Source organism: Candidatus Methylomicrobium oryzae (genome assembly GCF_016745425.1).
Classification (GTDB): Bacteria; Pseudomonadota; Gammaproteobacteria; order Methylococcales; family Methylomonadaceae; genus Methylomicrobium; species Methylomicrobium oryzae.
In genome coordinates this window covers 74,626-87,735 of record NZ_JAERVK010000012.1, presented here as the reverse complement: position 1 = coordinate 87,735, position 13,110 = coordinate 74,626, and the positions used below count along the sequence as shown (strand labels likewise).

The following is a 13,110-nucleotide window of genomic DNA, read 5'->3' as shown; positions in this document are numbered from 1 at the left end:
CCTAAGGTAAGGGTAATTCCTCGACTTTGGGATAATTTCGGGTATTGATATGAGTAACGACAAAAGGGGCAAAGACGAAGACAAGCTGCTGTACTGTTCTTTTTGCGGGAAGAGTCAGCATGAGGTCCGCAAGCTGATCGCGGGTCCCTCCGTGTATGTCTGCGACGAATGCGTCGAGCTTTGCAACGACATCATCAAGGACGAATTGCAGGAAGAGGTTTCCTCTTTTAAAAACGGCCATTTGCCGAAACCGAAAGAAATCAAGAAAGAGCTCGATGCCTATGTGATCGGCCAGGAGCGCGCGAAAAAAATCCTCGCGGTTGCGGTTTACAACCACTACAAGCGGCTTCGCAATAAAACCCGGAAAGACGGCATCGAGATCGGTAAAAGCAACATCCTGCTGATCGGTCCGACCGGCTCCGGTAAGACTCTGCTCGCCGAAACGCTGGCACGCCTTTTGGATGTGCCGTTTACGATTGCGGATGCGACGACCTTGACCGAAGCCGGTTATGTCGGCGAGGACGTCGAAAACATCATCCTGAAGATCCTGCAGAAATGCGACTACGATGTCGAAAAGGCCGAAACCGGGATCGTCTATATCGACGAGATCGACAAGATTTCGCGCAAATCCGATAATCCGTCGATTACCCGGGATGTCTCCGGCGAAGGTGTGCAGCAGGCGCTTTTGAAGCTGATCGAAGGGACGATCGCTTCGGTGCCTCCGCAAGGCGGCCGCAAGCATCCGCAGCAGGAGTTTTTGCAGGTAAATACCGCGAACATCCTGTTCATTGTCGGCGGCGCGTTCGCGGGGCTCGACCGGGTGATCAAGGCGCGTTCCGAAAAAGGCGGCATCGGATTTTCGGCTGACGTCAAATCGAAGGAAGAAACTAAGAACGTCGGTCAGGTATTTTCCGAAGTCGAGGCCGAGGATTTGATCAAGTACGGCCTGATTCCGGAATTCGTCGGCCGTCTGCCGGTCGTCGCGACGCTGGAAGAGCTCGATGAAAATGCGCTGGTGCAGATTCTGACCGAGCCGAAGAACGCGCTGGTCAAGCAGTACCAGCACTTGTTCGAAATGGAAGGGGCCGAGCTCGAATTTCGTGTCGAATCGTTGCGCGCGATTGCGCAGAAGTCCATGGAACGCAAAACCGGCGCGCGCGGACTCCGGACCATCGTCGAAAACGTGTTGCTGAATACGATGTACGATCTGCCTTCGGAAGAGGATATCTGCAAAGTCGTGATCGACGAGAATGTGATCCGCGGCGAATCCGAACCGATTCTGGTCTATAAGTCGGACCTGAAGAAGGCTTCGTCGGAAATCTAAAAATAAAAAAGGAGCCGTAAGGCTCCTTTTTTATGTCTGCAAAAACGAATGTAAAATTGATTCGAATATTATGTCGGTATCAAGCCCTGCCAGGTTTTAAAAACCTGGCAGGTCTGTGGTTCCGTAAATCGTAGGATACGCTCGACTGCAAGGATGCAGGAGGTAGGCAGAAAACCGCTCCTGCGTTTTCTGCATTCGCCACATCCTTGTGGTCTAGCAATGCAGGAGCAATAGCCGACGACTGCAAGGATGCAGGAGGTAGATCGCGTCGGGAACACGCGATCGACGACCCCACGGATGGGGGAGGTAGATCGCGTCGGGAACACGCGATCGAGGGCAACGCAGGGAGCAGTTGCCGAGTGCGTACCGTCTTTGCTGCGATCCCGGAAAGGTACGCACAGCGTACCCTACGGCGGAAGCAAATCTCTTATTGATTCTTCGCGCGCATGTGCGGAAACAGCAGCACGTCCCGGATCGACGGCGCATCCGCGAACAGCATCACCAGCCGGTCGATGCCGATTCCTTCGCCCGCGGTCGGCGGCATCCCGTGTTCGAGTGCGACGATGTAGTCCGCATCGAAATGCATCGCCTCGTCGTCGCCGGCTTCCTTGTCCTCGACCTGCTTCTGGAAGCGTGCGGCCTGGTCTTCCGCGTCGTTCAGCTCGGTAAAGCCGTTCGCGATCTCGCGGCCGCCGACGAAAAACTCGAAGCGGTCGGTAATGAACGGATCCTGGTCGTTCCGGCGCGCCAAAGGCGACACTTCGACCGGATAGGCGGTAATGAAGGTCGGGTTCATCAGCCGGCTTTCGACCGTTTTTTCGAAAATTTCGATCTGCAGCTTGCCGAGGCCGTAGCCGTCCTTGACCGGCAGGTTCAGTTTTTTGCAGACAGCAATCGCGCCTTCGCGGTTATTGATATCGTCCGCCGTCAGGTCCGGATTGAAGCGCAGGATCGATTCGAATACGGTCATCCGTTCGAACGGCTTGCCGAAATCGTATTCTTCGCCCTGATAGGTGATCATCGTCTGGCCGACCACTTCTTTAGCCAATCCGCGCAGCATTTCCTCGGTCAGGTCCATCAGGTCGCCGTATTCGGCATAGGCCTGGTAGAACTCGAGCATCGTGAATTCCGGATTGTGCCGAGTCGACAGGCCTTCGTTCCGGAAATTGCGGTTGATTTCGAACACCCGCTCGAAGCCGCCGACGACCAGTCGCTTTAGATACAGTTCCGGCGCGATCCTGAGGAAGAGCTGCATGTCCAGCGCATTGTGGTGGGTGATGAACGGCCGTGCGGTCGCCCCGCCGGGGATTGCCTGCATCATCGGGGTTTCGACTTCGAGATAGTCGCGCTTAATCAGGAATTCGCGGATGTAGGCGACGATCCGTGAGCGGAGCAAGAACGTCTTGCGCGACGATTCGCTCATGATCAGGTCCAGATAGCGCTGGCGGTATTTAATTTCCTGGTCGGCGATGCCGTGGAATTTTTCCGGCAGAGGACGCAGCGATTTGGTCAACAGACGAATGTCGTCCACCTTCACGCTGAGTTCGCCCGCATTGGTCTTGAACAGCACGCCTTCCGCGCCGACGATGTCGCCGATGTCCCATTTCTTGAACTGTTCGTTGTAGAAATCGCCGGGCAGCGCGTCGCGGGTCACGTACAGCTGGATCTTGCCGGACATGTCCTGGATATGGCAAAAGCTCGCCTTGCCCATGATCCGGCGGGTCATGATCCTTCCTGCGACTTTTACGCGCAACGGATTCTCTTCCAGTTCTTCCTTTGATTTTTCATCGTATTCGGCCAGCACTTCGCCGGCCACCACATTGCGCCGAAAATCGGTCGGAAACGCGATTCCGTTTTCGCGCAATGCGCTCAGCTTGGCGCGGCGCAGCCGGATTAGTTCCTGTTCATCTTGTTCAATTTCAGACATTTTTTCTAATTTCTCAGAATTGGAATTTGTAATTTACAAACCGCTCTTCAGGCTCGCCTCGATGAACATGTCGAGATTGCCGTCCAGTACTGCCTGCGGGTTGCCGGTTTCGACGCCGGTGCGAAGGTCCTTGATCCGCGACTGGTCGAGCACGTAAGAGCGAATCTGGCTGCCCCAGCCGATATCCGACTTGCTGTCTTCGAGTGCCTGCTGGGTTGCGCTGCGCTTCATCATTTCGAGTTCGTACAGTTTCGCTTTCAGCTGCTTCATCGCGGTGTCGCGGTTTTTATGCTGAGAACGGTCGCTCTGGCATTGCACGACAATCCCGGACGGGTTATGCGTAATCCGCACCGCCGACTCGGTTCGGTTGATGTGCTGTCCGCCGGCGCCCGAAGCGCGGTACACGTCGACACGCAAGTCGGCCGGATTGATTTCGATGGCGATGTTGTCGTCGACTTCCGGCGACACGAACACCGACGCGAACGAGGTATGCCGGCGGTTGCCGGAATCGAACGGCGACTTTCTTACAAGCCGGTGTACGCCGGTCTCGGTGCGCAGCCAGCCGAATGCATAGTCACCCTCGAACTTGATCGTCGCGCTCTTGATGCCGGCGACATCCCCGGGCGATTCTTCGATCAGTTCGGTCTTGAAGCCCTTGCTCTCGCCCCAGCGCAGATACATCCGTTCGATCATCGAGGCCCAGTCCTGCGCCTCGGTGCCGCCGGAGCCGGCCTGGATGTCCAGAAACGCGTTATTCGGGTCCATTTCGCCGGCGAACATCCGCCGGAATTCGAGTGTCGCCACCTGGCTTTCCAGATACTCCAGGTCGCTCGCGACCGTATCGACCGTATCCGCATCGCCTTCCTCGACCGCCATTGCGAGCAGTTCTTCGGCATCGCTCAGGCCGGAGGTCAGGTTGTTGATCGTATTTACGACCATTTCGAGCTGGCCGCGCTCCTTGCCAATCGCCTGGGCCAGTTCCGGGTTGTCCCAGATTTTCGGGTTTTCGAGCTCCCTTAAGACTTCGACGAGGCGCTCGCTCTTGGTGTCGAAGTCAAAGATACCCCCTAAGCGACTCGGTGCGCTCTTTGAGGTCGGCGATTTTATACTTGATCGGATTGATTTCTTGCATGGGTAGAAACGGAAAAACGGCCGTCCGCAGCGGAATCGGTAGACAAAGCCGGCGCGGCTAAATTGAAAAGCCGTCAATTATAACGCATATCAAATTCAATTACATGAACAACTTACCCAGGTTTCGCCGGCCATAAGTGAGACAGTAACCCTGAATTAAGAGTAAAATAGACGGGATATCCGGGTGTCGGGCTTCCAATCGGGTCCGATCCTCTCATTCTTAGTTTTGAAGGACAGCTTGATGACTGAAATAACTGAAGTACCGAGTCCTTTTTGCGGCATCGGCACCGACGACCTGAGCGTTCAAGTCGACGGCCTGGCGCTGAAAGTGACGGCCAACGGTTGTGCGGTGAACACGCCCGCGTTCGAGCAGGCGATCACCGATACTCGACCACGGGTTGACGGCAAGGAAGTCAGTCTGGACGTGGCCGCGAAAAAGGCGGCCGTATTGCTCAAAGACACGAAGCTGCCTGTGATCGGCGGCTGTGCGACCGACGTGAACGGGATGCGCGCGCTGCTCGCGCTGGCCGACCGGTCAGGGGCGGTGGTCGACAACATGAATTTTTCGGCAGCACGCAATAATTTATTGGCTTTGCAGGATTCGGGCTGGATGAATACCACGCTGGCCGAAGTCAAAAACCGCTGCGACCTGTTGCTGGTTGTCGGCACAGACCTCGAAGCGTTCGCGCCCCGTTTCTTCGAACGTTACATTTGGAACCCGGACGCGATGTTCGTCGATGACACCGCAAACCGCCAGGTGATCTATCTCGGCAAGGCACCGTCCGGCACCGCCTCGACTTCGCCGAACGGCCGGGCCGCGAAAGTTCTGACTTGCAACGATGCGGAACTGCCGGAAGTGATCGCAGTCCTACGGGCACTGGTCAAGGGCCGTCCGCTGCAGGCCGACTCGGTCGGCGGAATTGCGGTTGCGGAATTGCAGATGATCGCGGATCAGTTGAAGGCGGCGCGCTACAGCGTGGTGACCTGGGCCGCCGGCGCATTGGGATTCCGCCAGGCCGAACTGACCGTGCAGACCCTGTCCGAAATGATCAAGGAACTCAATACGACTACCCGCTGCTCCGGGCTGCCGCTCGGCGGCAGGGAAGGCGACCAGACCGCGAACCAGGTTTGCGGCTGGACGACCGGCTATCCGGCGCGGACTCGGTTCTCGCGCGGCTATCCCGAATACGACCCGTACCTGAACGATGCGAATGCATTGATCGATAGCGGCGAAGCGGACGCTTTGGTCTGGGTGCATGCGTTCAATGCGAAAGCGGTGCCGCCGATCGACCATATGCCGACGATCGTGATCGGCCGTTCCGGGATGGCCTTTGCGAAAGAACCCGATGTGTTCATTCCGGTCGGCACCCCCGGCATCGATCATGCCGGCCATGCCTACCGGATGGACAACGTGGTCGCGATCCGGCTCAAAAAATTGCGCGATTCCGGCCTGCCGAGCACGGCCGACGCGCTCAATGCGATTGAAAACGCTCTACGCGAGATGACTGTATGATGATAAAACTCACGGGCGGGACCGTCTACGATCCTGCCGCCGGCATCGACGGCAAGAAACAGGACATTTACATTCAGGACGGGCGCATCGTCAAGAAACCCGCGAAGGACGTGCCGATCGACAAGGAATACGACCTGAAAGGCAAAGTGGTGATGTCGGGCGCGATCGACATGCACACGCACATCGGCGGCGGCAAGGGCAACATCGCCCGGACCCTCTTGCCCGAAGACCACCGGCAGGACCCGGTCGCGCGCACCGAATGCACAAGGTCCGGCTGCGGCCATGCGATGCCGAGCACGTTCGTGACCGGTTACCGCTATGCGGAGATGGGCTACACGGCCGGCTTCGAGCCGGCGGTACTGCCGGTCAATGCACGCCAGGCGCATATGGAAATGGGCGATATTCCGATTCTGGACAAGGGCGGCTATGTGATGCTCGGCAGCGACGATTACCTCTTGCGCATGCTGACCGCGAAAAAAGACCAGAAGGCGGTCAACGACTACGTCGCCTGGACGATCAATGCGGCCAAAGCGATCGGCGTCAAGGTGGTTAATCCGGGCGGTATCAACGCGTTCAAGTTCAACCAGCGCAAGCTCGATCTCGACGAGCAGAACAGCCATTACGGCGTCACGCCGCGGCAGATCCTGCAGACGCTGGCGACCGCGGTGAAGGAACTCGGCGTTTCGCATCCGTTGCACGTACACGGCTGCAACCTCGGCGTGCCCGGCAACATGGAAACCACGCTGAACACGATCGAAGGCATCGGCGGCCTGCCCTTGCATTTGACGCATATCCAGTTCCACAGCTACGGCACCGAAGGCGATTTCAAGTTCTCATCCGGCGCGGCGCAGATCGCCGAAGCGGTGAACAAGCACAAGAACATCACGATCGACGTCGGCCAGATCCTGTTCGGTCAGACCGTGACCGCCTCCGGCGACAACATGCGCCAGCACGCGAACCACAAGCATGCGAGCCCGAACAAGTGGGTTACGATGGACATCGAGTGCGACGCCGGCTGCGGCGTCGTGCCGTTCAAATACCGCGACCAGAATTTCGTGAACGCGCTGCAATGGGCGATCGGCCTCGAAACCTTCCTGCTGGTCGACGACCCGTGGCGGATTTTCCTGACCACCGACCATCCGAACGGCGCCCCGTTTACCAGCTACCCGCACCTGATCCGCCTCTTGATGGACAAATCGTTCCGCAACGACATGCTGGCGACGATCCATCCGGAAGCGCAAAAAATGACCACGCTGGGTTCGATCGACCGCGAATACACCCTGAACGAAATCGCGATCATGACCCGCGCCGGCGCGGCCAAGCTGATCGGTCTGCACGACCGCGGCGGACTCAGCCCCGGCAACTGGGCCGACATTACGGTCTACACCGAAAATGCGGACCGGGAAAAGATGTTCGAAAAGCCCGATTACGTGTTCAAGGATGGCGACCTGGTCGTCCGGGACGGCAAGGTGATTGCAACGAAGTGGGGTACGACCCATGTCGTGAAGCCCGATTTCGATCCGTCGGTCGAAAAAGGTTTGAAGGACTACTTCGACCGCTACCTGACCATGAAGCTCGGCAACTTTAAAATCAGCGACGACGAAATCACCGAAGACGGACGCGGGAGTATTACCGCACATCCCTTGAAAAGGCTTGCTTAGGGATTTAGATGCCTGAAATAAGCCGATTCTTAGGCATCGTCATCTTCATGTATTTTGACGATCATAACCCGCCGCATTTTCATGTCAAATACATGAATACAAGGCTGTGGTGGCAATCGAATCGCTAAATACCCTGACGGGGCATCTTCCCGGCAAAGTGCGCGGTTTGGTGGAGGAATGGGCTGAGCTGCACCAACAGGAGCTACTGGAAATGTGGAACACAAAGGATTTTCACAAAGTTAAACCCTTGGTATAGCGATATGATTGTTAGCGTAAAATCAGCAAAATATCTGGATGCGTACCGGTTGAACCTGGTTTTTGACACAGGCGAATCCGGTGATGTCGACTTACGGGATCTCGTTTTTAAGTACACTGCCGCCTTGCCGTTACGGGATATAAATAATTTCAAAGCCTTTAAATTGGATGAATGGGCGACCGTGGTTTGGGATTGCGGTTTTGACGTATCGCCTGAAACGCTTTACGAAAGAGCGACTGGAAAGCGCGTCGACTGGATTCAATAAATGACAAGAACAATGAGTATCAAGCATGATAATTAACGGCGTAACGATAGACGCAACCTTCGCGGAAGCGTTTCCGATGAAGGCGACGCGCGCGATCATCACCGCGCAGAACGAAAAATGGGCGATGATCTCCGCGCAGGCGATGACCGGTTTCGCGACCTCGGTGATCGCCTGCGGCTGCGAGGCCGGCATCGAGCGGGTACTCGATCCGTCCGAAACTCCGGACGGTCGTCCCGGCGTCTCGATCATGATCTTCGCGATGGGCGGCAAGGGCCTGGCGAAACAGCTCGAAACCCGCGCCGGCCAGTGCGTGCTGACTTCGCCGACTTCGGCGCTGTTCGCCGGCATCGACGGCGGCAAGCCGATTCCGCTCGGCAAGAACCTGCGCTATTTCGGCGACGGCTTCCAGGTCTCGAAAGTGATCGGCGGCAAACGCTATTGGCGGGTTCCGGTGATGGACGGCGAATTCCTTGCCGAAGCAACGACCGGCCAGGTCGATGCGGTCGGCGGCGGCAACTTCCTGGTGCTGGCCGAATCGCAGCCGCAGGCGTTAGCCGCTTGCGAAGCCGCGATCGATGTGATGCGCAAAGTCCCTAACGTGATCATGCCGTTCCCCGGCGGCGTCGTGCGCTCCGGCTCGAAAGTCGGTTCCAAATACAAGGCGCTCGGCGCTTCCACCAACGACGCGTTCTGCCCGACCCTGAAAGGCATGACCCAGACCGAACTGTCTTCGGAAGTCGAATCGGTGATGGAAATCGTGATCGACGGCCTGACCAAGGAAGACATCGACAAGGCGATGCGCGTCGGCATGCAGGCTGTCTGCGACCTCGGCGCCGCAAACGGCATCAAGCGGATCAGCGCCGGCAACTACGGCGGGAAACTCGGACCGTTCCACTTTCATCTGCAGGAGATCATGGCATGAGCGCACTCACCTTTACGCTGAAATACCGGCCCGACCAGCGCGTCGACCTGTCGCCGTTGGTCTGCCAGAACCTCGAAGGCAAGGAAATCGCCGAAATCGCCGCACTCGAACTGCAATCCGGCAAGGCGAAACTGCGTGTCGATGCATTGTTTAATATTTCCTTCGGCGATGCTCAGAACATCGTAATCAAGAACAGTTTCGGCAAACTCGACTTCATCGGTAAGAAACTGAACGGCGGCAGCATTCGGGTCGAAGGCGACGCCGGTGCCTATCTGGGCATGGGTATGAAGTCGGGCAGTATCCGCGTCACCGGCAATGCCGGCCTCTATGCGGCCTGCGAAATGAAAAAAGGCACACTCCAGATCGACGGCGACGCCGGCGACTTCCTCGGCGGCGCGCTGCCCGGCAACAAGATGGGCATGAAAGGCGGCCTGATCCTGGTCAAAGGCAACGTCGGGGAACGCGCCGGCGACCACATGCGCCGCGGCACGATCCTGATCGAAGGCAACGCGGGCGACTACTGCGGCTCGCGGATGACCGCCGGCACCATCGCGGTGATGGGCCAGACCGGCCGCTACCTCGGCTACGCGATGCGCCGGGGCACCCTGCTGCTGTGGAGTCAACCGCAGCTTTCGGCCAGCTTCAACGACTGCGGCGCGCATACGTTGGGATTCTTGCCGATGCTGTTCGCTTCGTTCAAGAGCCTGAACTCGCGCTTTGCGGATGCGGCGGTTGGGTTTAACCGCGTGCGGCGTTATGCGGGGGATATGGCGGAGGCGGGACGCGGCGAAGTGTTAGTCAAATTGTAGGATGTGCTGAGGTACGAAGCCCATCAAACGCGAACGATGGGCTTCCTTCGTCAGCCCATCCTACGGCCCTACGGCCCTCGGCGCCGACATCAATGCCTGCAAACAACGCTGGCTGAGATTCAGGGACTGCTTTTATGAGGGGATGGGGCGTCATAGTGATTTGGCAGGAGTGGGTTAAAGACAGTAAACTGTTCGCTGGTTCCCGACCCTGCGCATGCACCTACCTTCCTTGTGTATGCAGGCTCTAAGCCTCGGATACTCCACGGTATGGGTGAATAGGGCGGGGGCCAATCTACACGACAGGCTCTGGTTAACAACCAGTCCTCAGGCTGGGACGGCCTCCCAATGAACTATTACAGCTTACCTGATTTCCTTGGCAAGATTTTTTATTAGATTTGATCATACAAGGTTGGGTTGCCTGCTTTTTGGCAATCCCACATTTCCTACGGCCGTTGTGTTGGGTTGTCTTCGCCAACCTAACCTACAAATAAATCTGGCCCTCCTTCTATTCGTAAATTCCCTGGCGAATATAACGATGGATGCTGCTGTACGGCCAATCGCTGGGGTGGCTTACATACCTATGTTTGACCGGATTGTAATGAATATAGTCGACATGCCGGTCCCGGATGCGATGCTCCCAAAACCGAAGCTGGCAAATCACTATTCCTTTTACGTTGTCTACTGGCAAAAACTCTGGGAGTTGATAGTCCAATAGCGGCAGTAAACGATCGTTTAATGCTGCGCCAGCGCATGAAATAAACAGCTACGTAACCCGGTTTATGCCGAACTTCAAAGCCCAGGGCTGCATTATTAAATTATTAAGTTTGAATTTATCTTTCCTTGTTACTCTCGCCGTGGATGTTGATGGCTGAATGACAGGTGCCTCAGGTTAACCAAACCGCCCGATACCCAGGAAGATTGGCAGTTTCCGATTCGCTGAAGATGACGCCATCAAGGGGATGCAATAGCGCCGGCTTTATTCCCATCATCTCTCCCCAATCCTACAATTCACCCGCGAGACGTAGCATATGAAGAGACAATTTTTGTCATTGGCGATGGCAACTATGGCTATGGCCGGCCATTCCGTCATGGCTTCCACGGCTTATGGCGACCTGAATAATTTCGATGTGGTCAACGATACCAACCAGCCTTGCCACGGTTTTGAAATTGAGCTGGACGGTGTCCATAGTAGGGATATCACCTATACCTTTGATTGGAATCATTACGGCGCGCCGGTGATTCGCGAGGATGTCGACGCCAACGGCAATCCGCGGGTGTTTGTGCGTTACGAGAGCAAAAAGGACGCGAACGGCGCCTTTCTTGCCTATACCGCCGTTCCCGCCGCGCCTTTGGCGCCAACCGACGGCCATATGTGTACCAATCTTGCCGTAAACGAAGGCTGCGAGCATTTTGGAGTGGGCTATTACGGCATACCGACTACGGTACGCTATAACTGGCTGATCGAGGACCCGACAAACCCGGGATCATTGGTTCATGGCCCTGCGGTCAATGTGGCCACGCCAAGCTGGGTCTACAATCCGCCGGTCAATGCCCAGCCTGCGCAGGTCGTTGCCGCGATTCAGGCCCCCCCACCGCCCGCCCCGGAAGTCGCGCCGGCTGTTCTGGCGAAGTTCGGCGAGGCGGTTTTTGCCAAAGAAATCAAAACGTCTTCGAAAAACAACCAAGCCGTCGAACTGAAGGACTTGGTTTCCGATGATCCGAACAGTCCCGATGAAAAGAACTGGCTGAACGATAAAGCAGGCGATGGCATTGATGTCGTAGCAGAGATGGAAGTCGAATGGCGGATGATGCAGACCGAATTCGCCAAACTGAACGACCCCAATAATCCCGGCGGCGCGAACGGGCAATTGGTTGCCGCCGCGGAAGACCTCCCGGCCGGCGACGAAAAGATTACCCGGCGTTATGAATTTTTTAAATATGCCGGCAGCGCCGCCAGCATCGATGTCGAAACCGGGGAAGCCATGTGCGACAAGGTCGGCGCCGACGGCCTTCACGGTGAGGGCACCGTCGGGGTGACCCGCCCGGATCCGGCGCGCCCCGGCGAGGTAACTACTGTCCAAGTCGACTGCTCGCAAGAAATCGTAGTCGGCGATTATATCGGCGCGCAAATGGCCGGTTTCGATGCCGAAGCGGGCCTGGGAGTCATCGATAACCTTCAGGATGGCGAAATCCATCAACCTTACCCACAGCGGACTGTAGTTGTGGGTGGTAATTCGCCGTACACCATCAATGTGAATGCTGGGGCATTGCCAGCGGGCATGGATTTTGAACAGGATACCAACGGCAAGCCCACCGGGGTATTGGCCGGGACGCCGACGGCGGCGGGCAGTTTTGCCTTTACCGTAGCCGTTACCGATGCGGCCAATGCGATGGTCAACAAGGCCTTTGTACTGAATGTGGTCGATCCCAACAATCCTCTGCCGCAAAGCTATACACTGTCGGTTGCCAAACAGGGGAATGGCTCCGGTACCGTGGCAGGCAACGGCATCGCCTGCGGGCCAACCTGCTCGGTGGAACTGGCTGTCGGAACGCCGGTAGTATTGACGGCCACCGCGGATGCGGGCAGTGTGTTCAATGGCTGGAGCGGCGACTGCACAGGTACAGGCTTATGTGAGACCACGATGGATGGCATTAAAAATGTCAGTGCCAACTTCAGTTTGCAACAGTTGGCGCTGACTATCAATAAAACAGCCAATGGCGGCAGTATCGGCGGCACGGCAAGCTGTGCGCTCGGCTTGGCGACCTGCATGGCAAACCTGAATTACAATACCCAGGTAACGCTGACCGCAACCCCGGCGGCAGGCTATGTTTTCAGCGGGTGGAGCGGCGCCTGCTCGGGAACAGGCACTTGCATTATGACGATGGATAGCGTCAAAAACGTTACCGCAACGTTTGCACCTGCGCCAAGCGCCTATACCCTGTCGGTAACTATCAGCGGTGCGGGCAGCGTGGCCAGCAGCCCCAAAGGCATCAGTTGCAGCAGCGGTACCTGCAGCACGTCTTTCAAAGCAGGCACAGCCGTGACTCTGACCGCCAAGCCGGCCAGAAGGCATACGTTCAAAAACTGGTCGGGCAGTGTATGCAATGGCTCCACTTCGGCCACCTGTAGTGTGCCGATGACCCGGAATCAAGGTGTTGCCGCAGTGTTCAACTAAAAACGGCCTGACGGCGGGATCAATCGCAGGGTAGATTCGCCGTCAGGCAATCCACCCTCATTGGTGCCAACTAAGCCAGATTTCACTCGAATTATTTCGGCTGTGGTTTATCTTTTTGGTTTTGCC

The 13,110-nt window shown here is 56.8% G+C and carries 9 protein-coding genes and 1 pseudogene; 8 read left to right on the top strand and 2 right to left on the bottom strand.

Annotated features, from left to right (window positions below; all coding sequences use genetic code 11):
* Positions 1-49: 49 nt before the first annotated feature.
* The gene (gene clpX / locus JJL52_RS14240; protein ID WP_202053156.1) at positions 50-1,324 is read left to right on the top strand and encodes an ATP-dependent Clp protease ATP-binding subunit ClpX; all 1,275 of its coding nucleotides are present in this window, start codon (positions 50-52) and stop codon (positions 1,322-1,324) included.
* 427 nt (positions 1,325-1,751) lie between these two features.
* Here clpX and lysS read toward each other — a convergent pair whose 3' ends face one another.
* Positions 1,752-3,251: a lysine--tRNA ligase gene (gene lysS, locus JJL52_RS14235; RefSeq protein ID WP_202053155.1), complete on the bottom strand. Its 1,500-nt coding sequence runs from the start codon at positions 3,249-3,251 to the stop codon at positions 1,752-1,754.
* 33 nt (positions 3,252-3,284) lie between these two features.
* Positions 3,285-4,383 (bottom strand): peptide chain release factor 2 gene (prfB, locus tag JJL52_RS14230; protein WP_202053154.1). Its coding sequence is split into 2 segments (ribosomal slippage): positions 3,285-4,307 and positions 4,309-4,383, totalling 1,098 coding nucleotides; the frame shifts between segments, so codons are not numbered across the junction.
* 240 nt (positions 4,384-4,623) lie between these two features.
* On the opposite strand from prfB, the gene JJL52_RS14225 reads away from it, so the two are divergent.
* The 7 genes and pseudogenes from JJL52_RS14225 (at position 4,624) to JJL52_RS14195 (ending at position 12,984) form a co-directional block, all read left to right on the top strand.
* Complete coding sequence (locus tag JJL52_RS14225; RefSeq protein WP_202053153.1) at positions 4,624-5,895, top strand: formylmethanofuran dehydrogenase subunit B; 1,272 nt, start codon at positions 4,624-4,626, stop codon at positions 5,893-5,895.
* Positions 5,892-7,556 (top strand): formylmethanofuran dehydrogenase subunit A, encoded by a 1,665-nt coding sequence (locus tag JJL52_RS14220; RefSeq protein WP_202053152.1) that lies wholly within the window; start codon positions 5,892-5,894, stop codon positions 7,554-7,556. Before JJL52_RS14225 ends, JJL52_RS14220 begins: the two co-directional genes overlap by 4 nt.
* A gap of 8 nt (positions 7,557-7,564) precedes the next feature.
* Positions 7,565-7,812 (top strand): annotated as a pseudogene (locus tag JJL52_RS21800) (DUF4160 domain-containing protein).
* A gap of 4 nt (positions 7,813-7,816) precedes the next feature.
* Positions 7,817-8,077 carry a DUF2442 domain-containing protein gene (locus JJL52_RS14210; protein ID WP_202053151.1) on the top strand — a complete coding sequence of 87 codons (261 nt, stop codon included), beginning with the start codon at positions 7,817-7,819 and terminating at the stop codon, positions 8,075-8,077.
* 25 nt (positions 8,078-8,102) lie between these two features.
* On the top strand, positions 8,103-8,999 hold the full coding sequence (gene fhcD, locus JJL52_RS14205) for a formylmethanofuran--tetrahydromethanopterin N-formyltransferase (RefSeq protein WP_202053150.1): 897 nt from the start codon (positions 8,103-8,105) through the stop codon (positions 8,997-8,999).
* On the top strand, positions 8,996-9,808 hold the full coding sequence (locus tag JJL52_RS14200; protein ID WP_202053149.1) for a formylmethanofuran dehydrogenase subunit C: 813 nt from the start codon (positions 8,996-8,998) through the stop codon (positions 9,806-9,808). Before fhcD ends, JJL52_RS14200 begins: the two co-directional genes overlap by 4 nt.
* 1,055 nt (positions 9,809-10,863) lie before the next feature.
* On the top strand, positions 10,864-12,984 hold the full coding sequence (locus tag JJL52_RS14195) for an InlB B-repeat-containing protein (RefSeq protein WP_202053148.1): 2,121 nt from the start codon (positions 10,864-10,866) through the stop codon (positions 12,982-12,984).
* Positions 12,985-13,110: the final 126 nt, after the last annotated feature.